Below are 22,255 nucleotides of genomic sequence, written 5' to 3' on the forward strand. Positions count from 1 at the left end.
GAACTGTTGGTCGTTCTGAGCGTCCAGTTCGAATGCCTTGGTCAGGAGCGTGTGTCCCTCCTTGTAGCCGGGTAAGAAGCCTGACGGCGGAGTGGTCAGCACTTGGAAAAGCGGCGACTGCACCATCAGGGGCGGAGGCACATAGCTGGGCGTAGCGCCTGGCTTTTCTGCGCTCGGCGCCGCAGTTGGCGCGCTGTCCTGTTGTGGCAGCAAGCTCAGCGACTGGCCAGGCTTGACCACTTGAACAGTCGGTTCGCCGGCCACCACGGTGACCACGGTCGAAGCGGCGGCCTGCGCCATCTGTTCCGGCATCTGATTGATTTGGGCTGCAGCATTCACTAGGCCCTCTTGAGCAGCGCTGTTGGCAAGGAAGACATATCCGTAGCTCAGCAGCTTCGGCAACGTGTCCAAGCGCCCTTGGAGGCTGCGATGCACGCGCATGATGCGGCCAACGACCTGGACACCGAAATCGACATCACGGGTGCCACGCAGGGCTGCCAGCGTGAAGGCGCGGGGCGCATCAAAGCCTGTTGCAATCGCCATCTTGAAAAGAATCACCTCTACGCTGGGGTCGTTTGCCAAGGCGTCCAGGTTGGGGTCCGGCTCATCGGCAGTATGTTCGCGAACAGCTGACTCGGGGAACTTCAAAACGTCGACCAGGTACGCTTTGGCATCCTTAATGGCCTGCCCCCCGTTTGGCACCTGCACAAGCATCAGTGGCGTCAGGCCAATACATTCATCCACCAGCGTTTTCTTGATGAGCCGATGCATGGCTGCGCACTCGGACAGCGCAACCTCCTCATAGGCCACCAGTTGAGCATCATCCGCGTTCTGGCTGATGAAGCGAGCCGCTTTGACGGAGCGCTTGAGCAGTTGGGCATCAACACCTTCTGCACGGGAGATGGAAGCCCATTCATTCGGCGAGCCGATGCGGTAGCCCGTCTGTGTGGCGAACTTGCCGGCATCAGCGTCGCGCGGTGTCGCGGTCATCATCAGCACATAGTCCGGTGCGAGCACCTGAGCAAAAAAACGGCCAGCTTCGGTAGCACGAACAAAGCCATGGTGCGCTTCATCCACTACCACGCCAACGCGGTATCCCTGGGCACGGGCGGCGCCAATCAGGTCATCAATGGAGCAACCTGCATCGCTGTCCTGGCGGGCAAGTCGACTCTCCTTGCTTCGTGCAGCTACCGTCTGCCACGACAGGACAAAAATGCTGCCGTCAGCCAGCTTGTCTGGGCTGCGGTCAGAGTCAATGCTTAGCAAACTGAGTGTCGGGGCCTGGCGGGTGAGCGCTGCCTTGGCTTGGGCGAGGACCCCGGTAAAAGGAGCAAACCAGAACCAGACGACCCGGTCTTTGGTGGAGAACTCTGCCAACAGTTCGCAAGCCATCAGCGTCTTGCCGATACCGGTCGGTGCCTGGAGCATGACGCAGGCGCCATTCTGCCGAGCGGCAGTCAGCTGCTTCGGGTCCGGCCTGGAGCCCAAGGCGTCATAGGTCGCCTTCAGGTCTTCAAATCGAGCAACAAGTGCGCCAATGTGCTTGGACTGAAACTCCAGTGGCGAAATACGGCTCATGCCGGCTCCCCTTGATTTTGAATCTCAGATTGTTCTTCTTGGGTATCACGTACGTTGCCTTGCTTGAATGCGCGGCGGAAGTCGTGGGGCACGGAAACCAGGCGGATGCGGTGCATATGTTCTTCCAGCCGCTCAGCAACCACGGCGGGTGCCCAGGTCATGACCACAGCGACACCGCTATGCTGCGTGATTGCCGCCTCCAGCTTTTCGAGTGTGGCCGTTTTAACATTGCTGCAGTAGGCAACCATGTGCTCGTCTTGGACGGACACTGACAGTCCAGGTGTGGCTGGGGTCAGTGAGTGGCGACAGGCCTGTAGGGCGAACGTCCAGACCATGTTATCGGTGATGCCTTCCTCCAAGCGATGCATGGGTACGCGGGTAGCCTTCATATAGGCAAAGTTCCCCCCCAGACCATCAACCTTCTCGCCGCTTCCGTTCTCGTAGCCTTCAATGGCGTTTCGCACGCGTGCGGCGCAGACATCTCGGCACAAGTTCCGCTCAGGCTCATCCACCGTGGCCTCTGTGCTGGATACCAGCACGAACCTGCGCTGCCGACCATCCTCTTTGTTCAATGCCAGCAGCGCTTGAGCTAGCGTACCGGACCCGGCAAAGAAATCGACAACGAGATCGCCAGGTTTAGTTGCCAAGCGCAAGATGCGGTCCATCAGTTGCAAAGGCTTGGGCGTGGAAAACACATCCTCGTTGCGGGATTTGGGTAGTATCGCGTTGAGTTGCTTCTTTGCGTCTTGAGTGTGGCCTACTTCTTCGTAAGTCCATAGCGTTTGTGGCACAACGCCATCCTTAACTTCGGAACGAAAACGCTTTAGCGCCGGAATATTGTTCCCGTCCTTGCCCCACCAAATTCGGTTGTCGGCATCCAGCTCATCAAATTTCGGTCGAGAAACACGCCAGTAGGTGCCGGGTGGCGGGCCTTCAATCACGCGACCAGATGGACAAGTGATTGGGTAGCGGCCTTCACTATAGTAATTGCGTGCTGTTAGGTCGCTGGGTTTCCAAGGACCGCGCGGGTCTTTGTCAGGATTCTTGTAGGCCTTGTCTTGTTCAGCTGAGCGAGGCAACGGATTGGGACGCCACTTGTCCTTATTCAGTGCGTAAACAAGCACATATTCATGATCATCAGAGAAATGAACGGCCGTGTTCTTGGGTGAATAGACCTTTTGCCAGATGACGTTGGCGATAAAGTTTTGTTCACCAAACACCTGGTTCATCAGCAGCCCGAGGTTGAACAGCTCATTGTCGTCAATCGAAACGAAGATAGCGCCGTCCTCTGCCAAGAGGCTCTTGGCCAAGCTCAGCCGCTGGTACATGAACTCCAGCCAGGTGGAATGCCTGTACCTATTGGTGGCGTCAAAGTAGCTGTCGTTGTAGACAAAATCTTTGCGACCCGTGTTATACGGAGGGTCAATGTAGATGAGCTTGGCCTGGCCGGCATGGGTTGTCACAAGATGACGTAGTGCATCGAAGTTATCGCCTTCTACGACCATATTGGTCCAGGGACCTTCGCCTACCGACAGACCCGCATTTAGCTCGAAACCGACAAAATCTCGGTTGAGCGACTTGTCTTGCGAGATACTGCCGCGTTCCCAGCGCAAACCATAGCGCGCCAAGGCATCGCGCCTTTGCAGCACAGCAATCAGCTCTTCCCGAGTGAGGTTGTCGTAGTTCACGTAGAAACACCAATTTTTGCCAACCGGCGATTCTACTACTACGCAGGTAATCTGGAAGGCGCTTCCTGCACGACGAAGTTCGAATGTCCGGACCTGGCCGGTCTCTGCCCTCAGCCGATTCTGGCCAGGGCTTGCGGGTGCCGCAGGCAACTGCCGACCCGCAGATGTCGTCTTTTCCCCGATGGTCCAGGGGGACCTGGGAGGAACGAATGGTGAATGTCTATGGGGCGACCTGTCTTGACTGGTGCTGCGTCCTCAACAGCTTCTCTCCGAAAGCGTAGGGCAACAATTTGGCAATGTTCCGGGCATCGTCCAGGGCCCGATGATGAATACCCTCAAACGCCAGGTTGGCCAGGGTCAGCGCCCTCGTCGCGCCGACCTGCTTCCCGATTCGCTGTTGCTTGGCGAAAAGTTGTTTCAAATTCACATGCGGAAGGGTGATCGGTTCAGCTACGCCACTTCGCAGGGCGTCGCGCGTCAGTTGGGTGCGGTCGTACGCTCCCCAACTCGCCCAGCTCGATCCCGGTTCTTGATGCAGCTCGACGAACTGGCGCAGCAGCTCGGCTGCGACCGGGAACAGTGGCGCGCTGTCTACGTCGCTCTGGCTGATGCCAGTCAGTGCGGTACAGAACGCGGTGAGCCGTGGGTTCACCACGGGGCGCACGAAGGTCTGGAAGCAAGCTAGCACGGCACCATCACGAACGACGCAGGCCCCGATTTCGGTCGTTTCCATATCCCACCCCGTCATGTCCTCCGAGCACGTAGCCTCAAGATCCACCACAAGCACAGGGGCGTTCATAGCTGCCGCACCCCCAGGCCCTGAGAGTTCGCGGCGTGGTTCATTTTTTGAGCAAGCCGTTCAGCACGCAGGTGGGTGTAGTCTTTCAACATCTGTAAAGTCTTGTGCCCCGTAATCGACGCTGCCTCGATACGGTCCAGCCCCAGCTCAAACAGACGGCTGGTCGCTTCATGACGCAAATCATGAAAGCGGAGCCCGTCAATGGATGCCCGCTCACATGCAAGCTCCCAGATTGCCCGCAGCGCTGGTGTCTTGATGGGGAACACGGGACCTCCTTTCAGCGGACGTGGCATCGCACCTAGAATTTCGCATGCGGCCGCATTCAGCGGGACAATTCGCGGCTCCCCATTCTTGGTGTCGTGCAGCGCGGCCGTTCCATGCGTGCCAGTAATTCGTACGTCCTTCCACTCTAGCGCCAGCAATTCCCCTTGGCGCATCGCTGTTTCGATGGCTAGCCGCACCATCGGCACGACGACGGCCGCCTGCCGAGCCTTCGCAAGTTCACTCAGCAGTCGTTGCTCCTCCCCCTCTTCTAGACGTCGTTTCCGAGGTTTTCCTTGAGATGGCAACTCAATGTCGGCCACAGGATTTTGAACATCCATGCGAAAGCGCCTGCGAGCCACAGTGAAGACGTGCGAGAGCAATGCAACGAGCTTTCGCTTAGTTGAGTCAGAGAGCGGCTGGCCTTGCAAAGGACCCTCCTGGTCTCGCTTCAAGTCCTTGAGAAAGGCGGTAACGTCGTCCGCGGAAATCCTGTAGAGGCTCATCTTCGCGAGCTTGCTCCGCTTGAGCCTGGCGATCTTATGCGCCTCAGACTCCGCCGACTTCTTTTTGGCGGATACCTCTTTCGCATATCGATCCAAGATCGCCGATAGCGTGGCGGCCTTGACCTCGTGCCGTTTCACCCTGGCACCCAGAACGCGCTGCGCGTCGGGATCGAGTGCCAGGGCCGCCCGCTTACTGTTTCGATAGGCTCGCGCCTCTTCCAGCGAGTCAAAGGTACCCGTGATGCGATGGTCGTCCACCATGAGCTTGACCTGGAAGGAGTACGGGCCACGCTGGTAGATCCCTCGCTCAACCGCCCTGCTTTTTCCCATTTTTTCCCAAAAATTCGAGGTAGATTTGTGCAACCCATTGTACACAAAGACTTCTATGGAAGTAACGCAGGGGACTCAAAATCCCCCGCCGCAAGGCGTGTCGGTTCGAGTCCGACCCCGGGCACCAACTCCCCCATCGATTCCATTGCCAACCTATCCACCGCCAGCGTGGAGGATCCAGGCATGGCGAAACCGACGCTCCAGTCTTCGACCTTGCCCTTGGCATTGTCCGGGTTGCCCCTGGCGCTGGCATCGGTGCTGGAATGACCATCGCTGCCCATCAGGCTCAGGTGCCCCCGGCCCGTGGCGGTCTGGCTACCTTCCCACTTGCCAACCGCGTATAGCCCGCCGGAGGCCGGCTTGTCGCTGTCCCGGTCGAAGCCCTGCTCTTCCACGTACTGCGGCTCACCGAGCCGATCGTGCAGGCTGTGCACGAATACGTAAGACATATCCCGCTGGCGCAAAGGCGCATCCGTTGCTTATTCTTCTACCGTGCGATCGAGCGGGCCCGTCGAAGACCCGCCGGCACGAACAATCCTCGAAAACTGCAACACAGGGAATGAAGATGATCCGACTTACCGCCACAACCGCGGCCGTCGCCTGCGCCGCACTACTGGCTGGCTGCGCCGGCGCCAATATGGATAGCCTCACCCAGGCTGGCACCAGCATGTTCTCGGCCGCCACACTCAGTGATGCCAACGTCAAGCAACTGTCCGACCAGTCCTGCGCCCAGATGGACAAGCAGAACACGCTGGCCACGCCGGACAGCACCTATTCGAAACGGCTCGTGAAAATCATGAGCGGTCTGCAGAACACCGGGCTGCCGCTCGATGCGAAGGTCTACATGACCAAGGATGTCAACGCGTGGGCCATGGCCAATGGTTGCGTGCGGGTCTATAGCGGGCTGATGGACATGATGAGTGACGACGAAGTGCGCGGCGTGCTCGGTCACGAGATCGGCCACGTGGCGCTGGGCCATACCAAGTCGGCAATGCAGGTGGCCTACTCCACCGCCGCCGCGCGTGGACTGCTCGGTTCGACGGGCAACGCCACGTTGACCGCGCTGTCGTCGTCGCAGTTGGGCGCGCTCGGCGAGCAGCTCGTCAATGCGCAGTTCTCGCAGCGGCAGGAGAGCCAGGCCGATGACTACTCGTTCGACCTGCTCACCAAGAACGGCGCCAACCGCCAGGCGCTTGTCACGGCATTCCAGAAACTGGCCAAGCTCGATGGCGGCCAGTCGAGCATGCTGAGTTCGCACCCCGGTTCGGCTGCGCGCGCACAGCATATTCAGGACCGGATCGCCAGCGGGAAGTAGTCTCGCGCTCCCAGGCGCGGGAGCGGGTGTGGAGGTTCAGGATGCGACGTACGGCATATTGAACCGCTGGCCCCCGCTCCTCTCCCGCAAGCGGGAGAGGAACGAACACCGCAGGCGCATCAGCGCGCTTCGACAAACGCCAGCATCGTCTCCAGCATCTTGCGGATAGCGGGCTGGATCGCGGCGGCCTTGGCCTCGCTGTACGCGAACGGGTACACCTCTTCCATGTAGGACGACTGCGTCTGCTCAAGCTGGACCGCGTGCACGCCCTGTGCCGGGTTGCCATACTGGCGCGTGATATACCCGCCCTTGAAGCGGCCATTGAGCACCGCGGTATGGTTCGGCACCGCGTCGGCGATCGCGATCAGTTCGGCTGCCAGGCCAGCATCACAGCTCTTGCCATCGGCCGTGCCCAGGTTGAAATCCGGCAGCTTGCCTTCGAAAAAGCGCGGCAGCATCGAGCGGATCGAATGCGCTTCCCAGAGGCCAATCGTCCCATGCTCGGCACGCAGACGCGCCAGCTCTTCCTGCAACGCGTTGTGGTACGGGTGCCAGACTGCGCCACGGCGCAGCGCGACTTCCGCATCGTCCGGCCCGTTCGTGCCATCGGCGTAGATCGGCGTCTTGTCGAACGTATCGACCGGGCACAGGCCCGTGGTGTCCTGGCCCGGGTACAGATTCTGGTTATCGGGCGGGCGGTTCAGGTCGATGACATAGCGCGAGTGCGTGGCCATCAGGATCGACGCGCCCAGTTCGCGCGCGCATTCATAGACGCGATCCATGTGCCAGTCGGTGTCCGGCACGGTGCGGGCCTCTGGCGTCAGGCGCTCGGCCAGTTTCGCGGGAAGATGGGTGCCAACGTGCGGCATCGACACCAGCAGCGGGCGTGTGCCGCGATGCAGGGTGAAAGCGGGGATATCGGTGGTGAAGGACATCGTTGTCTCTGGGGCTTCGGGATTGCAGTCCAGGCTCGGTCGGCCTGGCTCAGTCGGCCAGCAGGCGAGCACGCGCCTCGGCGAACAACCGGCCCGCCTCCGCCTGTTGCGGATGCACGCCATGCTGCACGCGGCACATGCCGCCGGTGCGGACTTCCGCTAGTGTCTCATGTCCGTGGCTGGCAAACACGTGCGTGGCCAACGCGCGCGAGCCGTCCAGGCCAGCCAGCGTCGGATGATTGCCATCCAGCACGACGAAGTCGGCACGCTGGCCCACCGCCAGCCCCGCCACCGGACGCGCCGACGCGCGCGCGCCGCCAGCCACGGCATCGAGCCAGAGCAGATCCGCCACCTGCGGATGCCGCGCCGATGCCAGCACATTGCGCCGCTGCATGGCCAAGCGCTGGCCATATTCGAACAGGCGCAGTTCCTCGGCCACGCTCACGCTGGCATGGCTGTCCGAGCCGATGCCCCATGCGCCGTTCTGCGCGAGGTACGGCGCCGCGTCGAACACGCCATCGCCAAGGTTCGCCTCGGTGGTCGGACAGATGCCCGCCACCGCGCCGCTGTGCGCCAGGCGCCGGCGTTCGTCCCAGTCCATGTGCGTGGCATGGACCAGGCACCAGCGCGCATCCACCGGCGCGTGATCGAGCAGCCACTGCACGGGACGCACGCCCGTGGTCGCCAGACATTCATCCACCTCTTTCTGCTGTTCGGCGATGTGGATGTGCACGGGCGCCGTCGCGTCCATCGCGTGCAGGTGCGCGACGGCCTGGGCCAGGCTGTGCGGCGGCACGGCACGCAGAGAATGCGGCGCGAGGCCGAGTCGCGCCCCATAGGCCGCGCAGTGGGGCGCGAGCTTTTCCAGCAGCGCCAGCATCGCATCGGTATCGTTGAGGAAGCGTCGCTGGTCATCCTGCGGAGGCTTTCCGCCGAAGCCCGCTGTCTGGTACAGCACCGGCAGCAGCGTCATGCCGATGCCCGCCGTCTGCGCCGCGCGCAACAGCCGCAGCGACATCTCCGCCGGATCGGCATACGGCTTGCCATCGACATCGTGATGAACGTAGTGAAACTCGCACACGCTCGTATAGCCCGCGCTCAGCATCTCGATGTAGAGCTGGGTCGCGATGGCCTCCAGCGCATCGGGTGACAAGCGCAGCGCGAAACGGTACATCAGCGCCCGCCAGCTCCAGAACGAATCGCCACCGGCCGGGTCAGCGGTCTGGCTGACACTGCGGTACTCGGTGAGCCCCGCGAATCCGCGCTGGAACGCATGGGAATGGAGATTCGGCATCCCGGGCAATACCGGGCCTGCCGCTTGCGATTCTCCGGGGGCAGGTGCCACATCCGTCGTCACCGACGTAAGCACACCGTGAGCATCCCATTGCAGCCGTACATTGCGTGCCCACCCGCCGGGCAACAACGCGTGCGGCGCAAACAAGCTTGTCACTGCGGTCATCGTTGCCAACCTTCTCCCTTGCGGAATACCCGCCCTCGCCGCACGACGGCGGCGCATGGATTGCGGCCGAACCAGTACGCAAGCTCGGCCGGCGACGCGACCTGCCACAGCACGAAATCGGCGGCGCGATCCACCGCCAGCAGGCCATGCCGGTCGGCCGCGCCGAGCGCGCGCGCCGCGTGTGTCGTCACACCGGCCAGCACCTCGGGCACCGTCATGCGGAATATCGTGCAGCCCATGTTCATCATCAGCAGCAGCGAGGTGGTGGGCGACGTACCTGGATTGTGATCGGTCGAGATCGCCATCGGTACGCCATGCTTGCGCAGCAGCGCCAGCGGCGGCAGTTGCGTATCACGCAGGAAATAGTACGCCCCGGGCAGGAGCACGGCCACGGTACCCGCTTCGGCCATCGCCACCACACCGGCCTCGTCGAGGTGCTCGAGGTGATCGGCGGAAATCGCCTTGTGGCGCGCTGCCAGCGCCGCGCCGCCCAGGTTGCTCAGTTGCTCGGCATGGAGCTTGACCGGCAGGCCGTGGCGCGCGGCGGCCTCGAACACGCGCGTGGTCTGCGCGATCGAGAAGCCAATGCCCTCACAGAACGCGTCGACCGCATCGACAAGCCCTTCCGCAGCCAGCGCCGGCAGCATCGTCTCGCAGACCAGCTCGATGTACGCGTCGGCGCGGCCGGCGTACTCGGGTGGCAGCGCATGAGCGCCAAGGAACGTCGTATGGACGGCGACGCCATAGGTCTCGCCAAGCTGGCGCGCCACACGCAACTGCTTGCGTTCAGCTTCCAGCGACAGGCCATAGCCCGACTTGATCTCGATCGCGGTCACGCCTTCCGCGAGCAGCGGCTCGAGCCGCGCGGACGCCTGCGCGAACAGCGTGGCTTCGTCCGCCTCGCGCGTGGCGCGCACCGTGGACACAATGCCGCCTCCCGCGCGCGCAATCTCTTCGTAGCTTGCGCCGGCCAGCCGCATCGCGAACTCGTCGGCACGCTGCCCGCCATAGACCAGATGGGTATGGCAATCGACCAGTCCTGGCGTGATCCACGCGCCGTTGGCGTCGTGCCGCGGCAAATGGCGATATACGTCGGGCAGCGCGGCGAATGCGCCGAGCCATGCGATGCGGCCCTGCTCGACGACGATGGCGCCATCACGAATCGCCTGCGCCGGATCGGCGGCGGGCAGCAGATGGCAGTGATGCCAGACGCCGTCGGCTGACGGCGCTTCGTTGAATTTCATCGGACCGGTTCCTTATGCAAGGCCACGCGCAGGCACAGCGCGGACATCTCATCGTGAATCATCGTGACGGCCGGCGCTCCGGGCACCATCACGATGCCGTCGCCAGCCGTCATGTGCTGGCCGTCGCCACAATCCCATGCGCCGCGCAGCACCAGGATCAGCACCGTGGCGTCGGTGGGGTCGGCGGTGAACGCCTGACGCATCAGTCGAACCTCCGCGCGGCAAACGCCGCGACGCGTCATGACATTGAAGTCGCGCGTCGGTCCGTCAACCAGCGTCGCGTGGACGGCGCTATCGCCGGAGAATGCGAACGGCTCGCCGAGGTGCCTGAGCTTGTGGCAGAACGAATCGTCGTGAGCCTGCAGTTGCACGCCAGCCCCGTCGATCAGCACGATCTGTCGGTCGATACCCGGAAACGCCGAGAACGGCCCGTCCATGGCGATATCAGCCACGCTGATGCGCCAGTCGAACGTATCCATGCCCGCACCCGGCGGCCATACGGCGATTTCGCGCGTGGTGCCGCCACCGTTTTTCCACGGGGTCGGCACGATCCTGTCGAGTCCAAACTTCATGTACGGTTCACCATCGGCAGATTCAGTCCCTTTTCCTTCGCGCATTCGATGGCGGATTCGTAGCCGGCATCGGCATGACGCATCACACCGGTGGCAGGATCGTTCCACAGCACGCGTTCGATGCGCTTGGCCGCGGCGTCCGTACCATCGCAAACGATCACCACGCCAGCATGTTGCGAGAAGCCCATGCCAACACCGCCGCCGTGATGCAGGCTGACCCACGTGGCGCCGCCAGCCGTGTTCAGCAGCGCGTTGAGCAGTGGCCAATCAGACACGGCGTCGGAGCCGTCACGCATCGCCTCGGTCTCGCGGTTCGGTGATGCCACCGAGCCGCAGTCGAGGTGATCGCGGCCGATCACGACGGGCGCCTTCAGTTCGCCAGACTTCACCATTTCATTGAAGGCCAGGCCCGCGCGATGGCGCTCGTCGAGACCAACCCAGCAGATGCGCGCGGGCAAGCCCTGGAACGCGATGCGGTCGCGCGCCATGTCGAGCCAGCGGTGCAGGTGCTTGTCCTCCGGGAACAGTTCCTTCATCTTGGCGTCGGTCTTGTAGATATCCTCGGGGTCGCCGGAGAGCGCCACCCAGCGGAACGGCCCCTTGCCGCGGCAAAACAGCGGACGGATATACGCGGGCACGAAGCCGGGGAAATCGAAGGCGTTCTTCACGCCTTCGTCGAACGCCACCTGACGGATGTTGTTGCCGTAGTCGAGCGTGGGCACGCCCATCTGCTGGAACGCGAGCATCGCCTCCACATGCTTGACGATCGACGTACGCGCGGCCGCTTCCACGGCCTTTGGATCGCGCTGGCGCAGGTCCTCCCATTGCGCCACGGTCCAGCCCTCTGGCAGGTAGCCATTGACGAGATCATGGGCGGAAGTCTGGTCGGTGACGATGTCCGGCCGCATACCGCCGGCCTGCGCGCGACGCACCAGTTCCGGCACGATCTCTGCGGCATTGCCGAGCAGCCCCACCGAGATCGCCTGGCCATTTTTCGTGGCCTCGGCAATCATCGCCAGCGCTTCATCGAGCGTGGTGGCCTTCTTGTCGAGATAGCGCGTGCGGATACGGAAATCGATGCGCGATTCCTGGCATTCGATCGCCAGCACACAAGCACCGGCCAGCACGCCGGCCAGCGGCTGCGCGCCACCCATCCCGCCCAGGCCAGCGGTCAGGATCCACTTGCCGGTCAGGTCGCCGTTGTAGTGCTGGTTGCCTGCTTCGGCAAAGGTCTCGAACGTGCCCTGCACGATGCCCTGCGTGCCGATGTAGATCCACGAGCCAGCAGTCATCTGACCGTACATCATCAGCCCGGCGCGATCGAGTTCGTTGAACTTGTCCCAGTTTGCCCAGTGCGGCACCAGGTTCGAGTTGGCGATCAGCACACGCGGCGCATCGGCATGGGTGCGGAATACACCGACGGGCTTGCCCGACTGCACGAGCAGCGACTCGTCTTCGCCCAGACGGCGCAGGCAGTCGAGAATCGCGTCGAAGCACTCCCAGTTGCGCGCGGCCTTGCCGATGCCGCCATAGACCACCAGATCCTGCGGGCGCTCCGCCACGTCGGGGTCGAGGTTGTTCTGGATCATGCGATAGGCGGCTTCGATCAGCCAGTTCTTGCAGTGAAGCTGGCTGCCATGCGGCGCGCGGATCTCCCGCGGGCCACGCAGCGTCTGGGTGAATTGGTGTTCGTTGGCGTTCATGGTCGGTCCCGGGATGGATGAAGGCTGCTCGAATGGAGAATGGAGAATGGACTAGCGGTTCACAAAGCTCATGCGCCGACGTTCGTCGGCAAGATCGCCCGCACGGCTTCAGGCCAGCCCGCGCCCGCATCGCCTTGAACCACCCACTGCTTCATGGCCTCGATGTCCGGCGCGAGATAGCGATCGGCTTCGACGAACGCCACGCGCGCGCGGATACGCGCCAGTTCCTGCTCCACCAGCGGCGACGACTTGAGCGGTCGATGAAATTCGATACCCTGCGCGGCGGCCATCGCCTCGATGCCGACGATCACGGCGGTGTTGGCCGCCATATCGCCCAGGCGGCGCGCGCCGTAGGTGGCCATCGACACATGGTCCTCCTGGTTGGCCGAGGTGGGCAGGCTGTCCACGCTGGACGGATGGGCCAGCGACTTGTTCTCGGACGCCAACGCCGCGGCCGTGACCTGCGCGATCATGAATCCGGAGTTCAGGCCGCCATCGCGCACCAGGAACGGCGGCAGGCCCGACAGGCCGGTGTCGAGCAGCAGCGCAAGGCGGCGTTCCGAGATTGCGCCGATCTCGGCGATCGCCAGTGCGATGATGTCGGCGGCAAAGGCCACCGGCTCCGCGTGGAAGTTGCCGCCGGAGACCACATCACCCTGTTCGGAGAACACCAGCGGATTGTCGGATGCCGCGTTGGCTTCGATGCGCAGGATGCGGGCGGCATGGGTCAGGTTGTCCAGGCACGCGCCCATCACCTGCGGCTGGCAGCGGATCGAGTACGGGTCCTGCACCCGGCCGCACATCTTGTGCGAGTCGACGATCTCGCTGCCATCAAGCATCGCGCGTGCCGCGCCGGCCACGGCGATCTGGCCCGCCTGGCCGCGTGCCGCGTGAATGCGAGCATCGAACGGCTTGACCGATCCCTTGATCGCTTCGAGCGACAGCGCGCCCGCCACCAGTCCGGCCGCGAAGGCGTCCTCCGCGGCGAACAGGCCGGCCAGGGCCAGAGCGGTGGAAACCTGCGTGCCGTTGAGCAGCGCCAGACCTTCCTTCGGGCCCAGCGTGAAGGCGGCGAGCCCCGCATGGACCAGACCCTGCGCAGCCGGCACGCGCTGGCCGTCGACATACACATCGCCCACGCCGATCAGCGTGCAGGACATATGGGCCAGCGGCGCCAGATCGCCCGATGCGCCGACCGAGCCCTTGGCGGGGATGCACGGCGTCACGCCGTGGTTGGCCAGCGCCAGCAGCGCTTCGATCAGTTCGGGGCGCACGCCCGAATGCCCACGCGCGAGGCTGACAGCCTTGATGGCCAGGATCAGCCGCACGGTATCGACGGACAGGTCGGAGCCCGTGCCCACGCTGTGCGAGAGCACCAGATTGCGTTGCAACTCGGCGAGCTTGTCGTGCGCGATGCGCGACTGGGCAAGCTTGCCGAAGCCGGTATTGATGCCATAGACCACCGCGTCGGCGTCGATGATGTCCTGCACGGTGGCCTGCGCGGCACGCACGCCGGCCCACGCCGACTCCGCCATCGCCAGTCGCACTTCGCCACGATGGATGCGGCGCAGGTCGTCCAGCGACACGTGGCCGGGGTTCAGCGTCAGGAGCGGTCGGGAATCTTGGGTCATCGTCATTCTCTGCTTGCTTGTCGGTCTTGGATAAAGACCTTGTATGGGCCTGTCTATACAGGTTAGTCGAAAAATAAGCCCGATGACCAGCTGTTGCTGGCCTCAGGCGCAAATATCAGCCGAAGGCAGGATTGCCGTCGGCACGGAAGCGGCTGCCAAGCCGGTAGCGGTTGCCCGGGTGCAGGCAACGCACGAACGTCACCGGCACGCCGTTGGTCCATGTGCGGCGCGTCAGCAGCAGGCACGGCTGCGTCGGGGGCATCTCAAGCTGCGCCGCCTGCTCGGGCGTGGCGGAGATCGCATCGACCACATGCTCCACCTGGTCGTACGGCACATTGCGCAACAGGTATTCGCCGGGCTTGGTGCCGCTGAAATCCTGGTTGATGAAATCTGGCGCCACGCGCGGGTTCACGTAGCGGTCTTCGAGCTGAACTGGCACGCCGTCCTCGCGATGCACACAAACCGAGTGGTACACCGACTCGCCCGTGTGCAACTCCAGTGCGGCGGCGACCTCGATCGGCGCGGAGACGCGCTCCACCAGGATCACGTCGCACGCGTAGTCATGCCCACGCATACGGATCTCGTCCTGCAGGTTGACCACGGAAAGCAGCGTCGACTGCGGCTTCTGCTCGGCCACGAACGTCCCCACACCAGCCACGCGCACCACCCTGCCCTGCTCCGACAATTCGCGCAGCGCGCGATTGACCGTCATCCGCGATACCGAGAAGCGGTTCACGAGCTCCTGCTCGGACGGCACGCGGTCACCGGGTTTCCACACGCCGCTCTGGATCTGGCGCGCGATGTATTCCTTGACCTGCCGATATAGCGCGGCAGGCGCGGTGGCGTTGGTCGGGGTGGGTGCCTGGCTGGCGGACTGGTTCATGGTCTCAATGCTCGGCCGAGGCCATGGCTTCGGCGCGAATCTCCTCGGTCAGCCGTGCCTTCAGCGCGGAGAACTCGGGAGAGGTCTTGATCGTGTAGTGGCGCGGATGGGGGAAGTCCACCGCGATTTCGCTCTTGATCCGACCCGGCCGCGCGGAGAACACCGCCACCCGGTTGGCCATGAAGATGGCCTCGTCGATATCGTGCGTGACGAATAGTACCGTCTTGCGTGCGGACTCCCAGATGCCCAGCAGCAGTTCCTGCATCAGCACACGGGTCTGGTTGTCGAGCGCGCCGAACGGCTCGTCGAGCAGCAGGATCTTCGGATCGTTGGCCAGCGCCCGCGCAATTGCCGTGCGTTGCTGCATCCCGCCGGAGAGCTGCTTCGGATAGTGATGCTCGAAGCCGCGCAGCCCCACGCGCGCCATGAAGAAGTCGCTGCGCTCCTTCTGCGCGGCCTCGCTCATGCCGCGCTCGCGCAGCCCGAAGCGCACGTTCTGCTCGATGGTCAGCCACGGAAACAGCGTGTACGACTGGAACACCATGCCACGGTCCGCGCCCGGGCCGGCCACCGGCTGGCCATCGAGCAGCACGCGGCCCCCGCTGGGCGTATCAAGCCCCGCCACGATGCGCAGCAACGTGGATTTGCCGCAGCCCGATGGGCCGAGGATCGTCACGAAATCGTTGTCGCGTACTTCGAAATCCACGGGCAACAGCGCCTGCGTGGAGCCGCCGCGCGGATTCTCGAACGTGCGGGAGACCTGCTGGATCGACAGCGCGCTCATTTGATCGAACTCCACGGGAACAGGCGCTGGTTGGCCTGCTTGAAGACGAGGTCCGACACCAGCCCGATGCAGCCGATGACGATGATGCCGAAGATGATCTGTCCGGTATTCAGCAGTGCCTGGCTGTCCGTGATCATGTGGCCGATGCCTGACGACGAGCCGATCAGTTCAGCCACGATCACATAGGTCCAGGCCCAGCCGAGCACCAGACGCAGCGTCTCGGCGATATCGGGCGCGGCGCCCGGAATCAGCACGCGCCGCACGATGCCACGCGGCGTGGCGCCCAGCGTGTAGGCCGCTTCCACCAGATCCTTGCGCGCGCCGCCCACCGTCACCGCCACCATCAGCACGATCTGAAAAAACGAGCCGATGAAGATCACCAGCAGCTTCTGCGTCTCGCCGATACCTGCCCACAGGATCAGCAGCGGAATAAACGCCGACGCCGGCAGGTAGCGGCAGAACGAGACGAACGGTTCGAAGAACGCTTCCGCTGCCTTGTACGCGCCCATGAAGATGCCGAGCGGCACGGCCAGCAACGCGGCCAGCACGAACCCGCCCACCACGCGCCACACGGTCATGCCGATATCGCCGATGAAGCCGTACTGCGTGAAGAGCCTCCAGCCTTCATGCGCCATCGTCAGCGGATCGGCCAGGAACGTGCGCGACACGAAGCCGCCCAGCGTGGCGACGGCCCACACCGCGAAGAACGCGACGAAGAACGACATGCCAAGCAGCCAGCGCGCGCGGGGCGATACCGGCACCAGCGGCGACATCCACGGATGGCGCGCGCGCCGCGCGGGCGCGCCCTGCGCCTCGATCGGCGCGGGCACGCGGGCAGCGGCCGCGGTGGTTGGCGTGGAGGCTTGCGACATGGCCGGGGACTCCGTCTTACTTAAGGAAGCGTGCGTCATAGATCGCCGTCACATCCGGCACCTGGCGAATCACGCCGATGTCCATCAGCACGCCGGCGGCTTCCTTGCTGAAGCTGGCCAGCTCACCACTGAAGAACTTGCGGTTGGCGTCCTTGTCCTGCCAACGCAGGTACGCCGCGGATTTCGCGAACTGCTCGCCGGTCTGCTTGACCGCCGCGCCCATGATCTCGTTGGCCTTGTCCGGCTCCTTGCGGATCATCTCGAGCGCTTCGAAATAGCTATCCACCAGCGCCTGCGCGGCCTTGGGATTGTCCTTGAGCCACTTCGGCGCGCAGCCGAGCGTATCGGTCACCATCGGGTAGTCGAGCGTGGTGGCCAGGATCTTGCCCTTGTCCGGGTTCGCGCGCACCGTCGACAGGTACGGCTCGTACGTCATTGCGCCGTCGTTCTGGCCGGCCACGAATGCCTGGGCGGCAGCCTGTGGCGACAGCGTGGTCACTTTGACGTCCTTCAGCGTCATGCCGTTTTTCTTGAGCATCCAGGCCAGGCCGAAATACGGCGCGGTGCCTGGCGCATCGACGCCGATGGTCTTGCCCTTCAGGTCCGCGAAGCTCTTGACGTCGCTGCGCACGGCCAGGCCGTCCGCGCCATAGGACTTGTCGAGCTGCACGATCTGCGTGATCGGCACCCCGTTGGCATTCCACGCCACATGCGTTTCCACCGTGGTCGCCGCGCACTGGATCGCGCCCGACGCCAGCGCAAGGTGGCGGTCCTTCTGCGGAATCATCTTGATGTCCACGTCAACGCCATGCTTCTTGAAGATGCCGGCCTTGTCGGCCAGTGTCAGCGGCGCGAAGCCGGTCCATCCACTCATGCCGAGCACAACCGGCGTGTTATCCGCATGGGCGGTGGCGGCGGCGGAAGCCGCGAGGGCAAGAATGGCGGTAACTGCGTGGCGTTGCAGCGACATGCGTCGGCTCCAATGGTCGTCAGATGTGGGGGCAGGACCCGTCTCCCGGATCGGGCGGCGCTGACTGCGCTGCCGCCGTGACGGGCAATTTAGCAACGCTGTATATACAAGTCAAACCCGGGGTTTACCTGAGATCAGGCACGCATCTGATTGCCGGAATACCAATAAATATGCGCGATAGCGGTGCGCCGGGATGCTGCGGCGCACCGTTGCCGATCACATCCGGATCCACTGGGATGGCACGCAGCACCATTGCTGTATATACAACAAGCGATGACAAAGGCATACGCAATCGGCGTGCCACCGCGAGATGGCGGGAGCAGATAGGGTCAGCGGTCGAAGAACGACGCGACGGTGGGGTATCGCAGCCGCAGCCGCAGTTCGCGCTTGAGCCGGCGATTGTCGATCCGGCGCGACTCGCTCATGAAGCTCAGCAACGTCGGCTCGATCATCTCGCGCGCCTGCTGCCGCGTGATGCGCGGCGGACGCGGCAGGCCCTTGCGGTCCGCCACGAGGTCGAAGTAGTCGGCCATGCGCAATTCCGTGTCATCACTGGCGTGGACCACGCGCTGCGGGCGGCCACGCCACATCGCCGCGATCATCGTGCGCGCCAGGTCGTCGGCATGGATGTGGCTCGTGTAGACGTCATCCTGCGACGCCAGCGCCGGCGTGCGCTTGTTCAGGCGCGCGATTGGCAGGCGATCCTCGGCATAAATGCCCGGAATCCGGACGATACCGGCACGCCAGCCGGCGTCGCGGCCGAAACGCCGCACCGCCGCCTCCGCGGCGACCCGACGGCGCGCACGCGCGGTCTGGGGGCGCACCGCATCGAATTCCCGCACGCGAGCGCCGCCGCGATCACCGTAGACACCTGTCGTGCTGGCGTAGACGAACACCCCGCGTGACTGGTGCCGGCGGGCTGTCTGAAACGCCCGGTGCCAGCCTTGCTCGGGTAGAATGGCGGCCTCGCCAGCGCCGGTGGGGAGCCGGGTGAAGCGTGCTCGACGCCACGCCGTGCGGCGCAACGCGCCTAGCAAACCCTGCGTGCGCGGATCGCCCTCGCCCTGCCCGGGCGGCGGTGCCAGATCGATCACCCGCTCCGCCAGCCGCGACAGACGCGCCAGCGTGGCGGGCCGGTCCAGGTCCGCCACCAGCGGCACCGCGCCGGCTGCGCGAAGCTCGGCCCGGCGTTCTGGTTGTGAAGTGACGGCGAACACGCGCATACGCGCGGACAGCAGGCGCAGGATGCGCGTGCCGACATCGCCGCAACCGACGATCAGCAGGCGCGGACGACCCAGGCGCCGTGCGCCCCGTGGGGAAGACAATGCCGTTCGCGGCGACAGAATTTGGCTCATAGATCCGATTATGGCGTATCAAGTCACCGTAATGCCCAGCGGCCACAAGTTCGAAGTGGCCACCGATGAAACCATCCTTGGCGCGGCCCTGCGCCACAGCATTGGATTGCCCTACGGGTGCAAGAACGGTGCGTGTGGCTCCTGCAAGGGCCGCGTGCTCGAAGGCACGATCCACCAGGGCGACCACGCCGCCGCGGCCCTGACCGCCCAGGAAAAAACGGAAGGCCGCGCGCTGTTCTGCTGCGCCAACGCCACTTCCGACATTACGATCGAATGCCGCGAGGTGCATGGCGCCGGCGATATTCCGATCAAAAAGATCCCCTGCCGCGTGGCCTCGGTGGAGCGCCTGGCCGACGACGTCATCGCCATCAAGCTGCAACTGCCCGCCACCGAGCGCATGCAGTACCTGGCCGGCCAGTACGTGGAATTCCTGCTGCGTGACGGCAAGCGCCGCAGCTACTCGATCGCCACGCCGCCGCACGAGGAAGGCCCGATCGAACTGCATATCCGCCACATGCCTGGCGGCGCGTTCACCGACTACGTATTCGGCGCCAAGGAAGGCGCGCCGGCCATGAAGGAGCGCGACATCCTGCGCTTCGAAGGCCCGCTCGGCAGCTTCTTCCTGCGCGAGGAATCGGACAAGCCGATCATCCTGCTGGCCTCCGGCACCGGCTTCGCCCCGATCAAGGCGATTGTCGAACATGCCGCGTACACGGGCATCACCCGTCCGATGACGCTGTACTGGGGCGGACGCCGTCCGCGCGACCTGTACATGCACGCGCTGTGCGAACAGTGGGCGCGCGACCTCCCGAACTTCAAGTACGTGCCGGTGGTATCCGACGCGCAGGCTGACGACAACTGGACCGGCCGCACCGGCTTCGTTCACCAGGCGGTGATGGCCGACCATCCGGACCTGTCCGGCCACGAGGTCTACGCCTGCGGCGCGCCCGTGATGGTGAACGCCGCGCGCGGCGACTTCTCGGCGCAATGCAAGCTGCACGAGGACGCGTTCTTCGCCGACTCGTTCACGTCAGAAGCAGACCTGCACAAGGGTGGCGCGGCCTGAGGGCATTGCCCCCAGAACGCCACTCGCCGTTCCGCTGACACAACAATGGCACCCGGGCCTGCCAAATTTCGCTTTGACACCCGGGCCCATGCGTCTTATATTGGCCGCCATGAACACCGCCAACTTCATCCGACGCCGCGCTCGTACGTTGCTCCCATTCGGGGTGCCGCGCGGCTGACCGTCAACAGCGTCTGTTCAGGTCAACAAGCCACGGGCAATCCCCGTGGCTTTTTGCTTTTTTCGACTTTTAGTTTCATGCCGACCCCAGGAGTCCGCCATGGCATTTGCTGAGTTTCCCGTCCAATCCCTGATGTACATCACCAACCGGCCCGAACTGGTTTTCACCGAAGGCAAGGGCTCTTGGCTGACGGACCATAACGGCAAGCGCTATCTCGATTTCGTGCAGGGTTGGGCGGTCAACGCACTGGGCCATTCGAACGAAGGCATGATCCAGGCGCTGGAAAAGCAGGCGCGCAAGCTGCTCAACCCGAGCCCGGCGTTCTACAACGAGCCGATGCTGAAGCTGGCGCAGCAGCTCACCGATAACAGCTGCTTCGACAAGGTCTTCTTCGCCAACAGTGGCGCGGAAGCCAACGAAGGCGCGATCAAGCTCGCACGCAAGTGGGGCCGCAAGCACAAGAACGGCGCGTACGAGATCATCACGATGGACCACAGCTTCCATGGCCGTACGTTGGCGACCATGAGCGCGTCGGGCAAGGCCGGCTGGGACACGATCTTCGCGCCGCAGGTGCCGGGCTTCCCGAAGGCCGAGCTGAACGACCTGGCTTCGGTGGAAAAGCTGATCACCGACAAGACCGTTGGCATCATGCTCGAGCCGGTGCAGGGCGAAGGCGGCGTGATTCCCGCCACGCGCGAATTCATGCAGGGCCTGCGCGCGCTGGCCGACAAGCACAAGCTGCTGTTCATCGTCGATGAAGTGCAGACCGGCTGCGGCCGCTGTGGCACGCTGTTCGCGTATGAGCTGTCGGGTGTGGAGCCGGACATCATGACGCTCGGCAAGGGCATTGGTGGCGGCGTGCCGCTGTCCGCGCTGCTGTGCAAGGCCGATGTCGCCAGCTTCGAAGCCGGCGACCAGGGCGGCACGTACAACGGCAACCCGCTGATGACAGCCGTGGGCAGCTCGGTCATGGAACAACTGACCGCGCCGGGCTTCCTGGACGACGTGAAGGCCAAGGGCGAATACCTGCGCGAGCAACTGCTGGTGCTGACGAAGGAATTCGGCCTGGGTGGCGAACGTGGTGAAGGCCTGCTGCGCGCGCTGGTGCTGGGCAAGGACATCGGCCCGCAACTGGTGGAAGAAGCACGCGAAATGTCGCCGGTGGGCCTGCTGCTGAACGCGCCGCGCCCGAACCTGCTGCGCTTCATGCCCGCGCTGAACGTGACCCGCGAAGAGATCGACCAGATGATCGGCATGCTGCGCGAGTTGCTGAAGAAGCTGGCCTGACTTCACGCCATGCAATGAAAAATGCCTCGCTTTCGCGAGGCATTTTTTGTTTGAAGCACCGGGTGTCTGCTCCCCTCTCCCGCAAGCAGGAGACAGGAGCACCACTGGCCTTTTACTCCCCCAGATACGCGGCCCGCACCTTCGGATCGTCGAGCATCTGCTTTGCGTCGCCGCTCATCGTGATCAGGCCAGACTCCATTACGTAGCCGCGATGGGCCGCCTGCAGCGCCAGGCGCGCGTTCTGCTCGACCAGCAGAACGGTCACGCCCTGCGACGACACCGTGCGTACCACCTCAAAGATCTTCTCGACCATGATCGGCGAGAGACCCATCGACGGCTCATCCAGCAACAACAGCTTCGGCTGGCTCATCAGCGCGCGGGCCATGGCCAGCATCTGCTGCTCGCCGCCAGACATCGTGCCGGCGAGCTGGTTGGCACGCTCCTTCAGGCGCGGGAACGTTTCGAACATACGGTCGATGTCGGCCTTGATGCCGGCCTCGTCGTTGCGCGTGTACGCACCCATCTGCAGGTTCTCGGTGATCGTCATGCGCGCGAACACGCCGCGGCCTTCCGGCACCATCGCCAGCCCTTGCTTGAGCAGCGCATAGCTGGGCACGCCCTTGATCGACTTGCCCATGTACTCCACGTCGCCGCCGGCCCAGCCCTGCAGGCCGGTGATGGCCTTCATGGTGGTGGTCTTGCCGGCGCCGTTGGCGCCGATCAGCGTCACGAGCTCGCCGTCTTTAATATCCAGGTCCACGCCCTTGACGGCCTGGATGCCGCCGTAGGCCACCTTCAGGCCCGAGATCTTCAGGATCGTCTGTGTCATTTGCGTCTCT

20 protein-coding genes are annotated in these 22,255 nt (G+C 63.9%); 3 read left to right on the plus strand and 17 right to left on the minus strand.

Features of this window, described 5'->3' with window-relative positions; genetic code table 11:
- From WD006_RS20245 to WD006_RS20265, 5 genes are all read right to left on the minus strand, one after another.
- Positions 1-1,578, minus strand: a 1,578-nt coding sequence (locus tag WD006_RS20245; RefSeq protein ID WP_425648267.1) for a DEAD/DEAH box helicase, incomplete at its 3' end; no start/stop codon positions are given.
- Entirely contained in the window at positions 1,575-3,266 is a 1,692-nt protein-coding gene (locus tag WD006_RS20250) for a site-specific DNA-methyltransferase (protein WP_375199000.1), read from the minus strand. The genes WD006_RS20245 and WD006_RS20250, both read right to left, overlap by 4 nt.
- Positions 3,267-3,486: 220 nt before the next feature.
- Positions 3,487-4,065: an exonuclease domain-containing protein gene (locus tag WD006_RS20255; RefSeq protein ID WP_375199001.1), complete on the minus strand. Its 579-nt coding sequence runs from the start codon at positions 4,063-4,065 to the stop codon at positions 3,487-3,489.
- A complete protein-coding gene (locus tag WD006_RS20260; protein ID WP_375199002.1) occupies positions 4,062-5,093 on the minus strand; it encodes a site-specific integrase in 1,032 nt (343 codons plus the stop codon). The genes WD006_RS20255 and WD006_RS20260 overlap by 4 nt, the downstream gene beginning before the upstream one ends.
- Before the next feature lie 122 nt (positions 5,094-5,215).
- The gene (locus WD006_RS20265) at positions 5,216-5,611 is read right to left on the minus strand and encodes a hypothetical protein (protein WP_375199003.1); all 396 of its coding nucleotides are present in this window, start codon (positions 5,609-5,611) and stop codon (positions 5,216-5,218) included.
- 116 nt (positions 5,612-5,727) lie between these two features.
- Between WD006_RS20265 and WD006_RS20270 the strand changes: the two genes are divergently transcribed.
- Positions 5,728-6,477, plus strand: coding sequence for a M48 family metallopeptidase (locus WD006_RS20270; RefSeq protein WP_011517408.1), 750 nt, complete (start codon positions 5,728-5,730; stop codon positions 6,475-6,477).
- A 119-nt stretch (positions 6,478-6,596) separates the two neighbouring features.
- Here the strand turns inward: WD006_RS20270 and hutG are convergent, their stop codons facing one another.
- The 11 genes from hutG to WD006_RS20325 all read right to left on the minus strand — a co-directional run bounded on the left by hutG (position 6,597) and on the right by WD006_RS20325 (position 18,885).
- Complete coding sequence (hutG, locus tag WD006_RS20275) at positions 6,597-7,412, minus strand: N-formylglutamate deformylase (protein WP_008644124.1); 816 nt, start codon at positions 7,410-7,412, stop codon at positions 6,597-6,599.
- 49 nt (positions 7,413-7,461) lie between these two features.
- Complete coding sequence (locus WD006_RS20280) at positions 7,462-8,871, minus strand: formimidoylglutamate deiminase (protein ID WP_060784853.1); 1,410 nt, start codon at positions 8,869-8,871, stop codon at positions 7,462-7,464.
- Positions 8,868-10,115 (minus strand): imidazolonepropionase, encoded by a 1,248-nt coding sequence (gene hutI / locus WD006_RS20285; protein ID WP_011517410.1) that lies wholly within the window; start codon positions 10,113-10,115, stop codon positions 8,868-8,870. Before hutI ends, WD006_RS20280 begins: the two co-directional genes overlap by 4 nt.
- Positions 10,112-10,687: a HutD/Ves family protein gene (locus WD006_RS20290; RefSeq protein ID WP_060784852.1), complete on the minus strand. Its 576-nt coding sequence runs from the start codon at positions 10,685-10,687 to the stop codon at positions 10,112-10,114. Before WD006_RS20290 ends, hutI begins: the two co-directional genes overlap by 4 nt.
- The gene (gene hutU / locus WD006_RS20295; RefSeq protein ID WP_011517412.1) at positions 10,684-12,390 is read right to left on the minus strand and encodes a urocanate hydratase; all 1,707 of its coding nucleotides are present in this window, start codon (positions 12,388-12,390) and stop codon (positions 10,684-10,686) included. Before hutU ends, WD006_RS20290 begins: the two co-directional genes overlap by 4 nt.
- A gap of 68 nt (positions 12,391-12,458) precedes the next feature.
- Positions 12,459-14,027, minus strand: coding sequence for a histidine ammonia-lyase (gene hutH, locus WD006_RS20300; RefSeq protein ID WP_060784851.1), 1,569 nt, complete (start codon positions 14,025-14,027; stop codon positions 12,459-12,461).
- 109 nt (positions 14,028-14,136) lie between these two features.
- Entirely contained in the window at positions 14,137-14,904 is a 768-nt protein-coding gene (gene hutC / locus WD006_RS20305) for a histidine utilization repressor (RefSeq protein WP_011517414.1), read from the minus strand.
- 4 nt (positions 14,905-14,908) lie between these two features.
- Positions 14,909-15,688, minus strand: a complete 780-nt coding sequence (locus WD006_RS20310; protein ID WP_008644773.1) for an ABC transporter ATP-binding protein — start codon at positions 15,686-15,688, stop codon at positions 14,909-14,911.
- Positions 15,685-16,560 (minus strand): ABC transporter permease, encoded by an 876-nt coding sequence (locus WD006_RS20315; protein WP_011517415.1) that lies wholly within the window; start codon positions 16,558-16,560, stop codon positions 15,685-15,687. The genes WD006_RS20310 and WD006_RS20315 overlap by 4 nt, the downstream gene beginning before the upstream one ends.
- 16 nt (positions 16,561-16,576) lie before the next feature.
- On the minus strand, positions 16,577-17,530 hold the full coding sequence (locus WD006_RS20320; protein WP_011517416.1) for an ABC transporter substrate-binding protein: 954 nt from the start codon (positions 17,528-17,530) through the stop codon (positions 16,577-16,579).
- A gap of 329 nt (positions 17,531-17,859) precedes the next feature.
- Positions 17,860-18,885: an NAD-dependent epimerase/dehydratase family protein gene (locus WD006_RS20325; RefSeq protein ID WP_060784850.1), complete on the minus strand. Its 1,026-nt coding sequence runs from the start codon at positions 18,883-18,885 to the stop codon at positions 17,860-17,862.
- A gap of 10 nt (positions 18,886-18,895) precedes the next feature.
- On the opposite strand from WD006_RS20325, the gene WD006_RS20330 reads away from it, so the two are divergent.
- Together WD006_RS20330 and WD006_RS20335 are read left to right on the plus strand one after the other, a co-directional pair.
- On the plus strand, positions 18,896-19,951 hold the full coding sequence (locus WD006_RS20330) for a CDP-6-deoxy-delta-3,4-glucoseen reductase (protein WP_011517418.1): 1,056 nt from the start codon (positions 18,896-18,898) through the stop codon (positions 19,949-19,951).
- Between the two features lie 277 nt (positions 19,952-20,228).
- Positions 20,229-21,416, plus strand: coding sequence for an acetylornithine transaminase (locus WD006_RS20335; RefSeq protein ID WP_008644896.1), 1,188 nt, complete (start codon positions 20,229-20,231; stop codon positions 21,414-21,416).
- Between the two features lie 112 nt (positions 21,417-21,528).
- Here WD006_RS20335 and WD006_RS20340 read toward each other — a convergent pair whose 3' ends face one another.
- The gene (locus tag WD006_RS20340; RefSeq protein WP_011517419.1) at positions 21,529-22,245 is read right to left on the minus strand and encodes an ABC transporter ATP-binding protein; all 717 of its coding nucleotides are present in this window, start codon (positions 22,243-22,245) and stop codon (positions 21,529-21,531) included.
- Positions 22,246-22,255: the final 10 nt, after the last annotated feature.

The sequence above is a fragment of the Cupriavidus sp. Met-2 genome, from assembly GCF_049843575.1.
Classification (GTDB): domain Bacteria; phylum Pseudomonadota; class Gammaproteobacteria; order Burkholderiales; family Burkholderiaceae; genus Cupriavidus; species Cupriavidus metallidurans.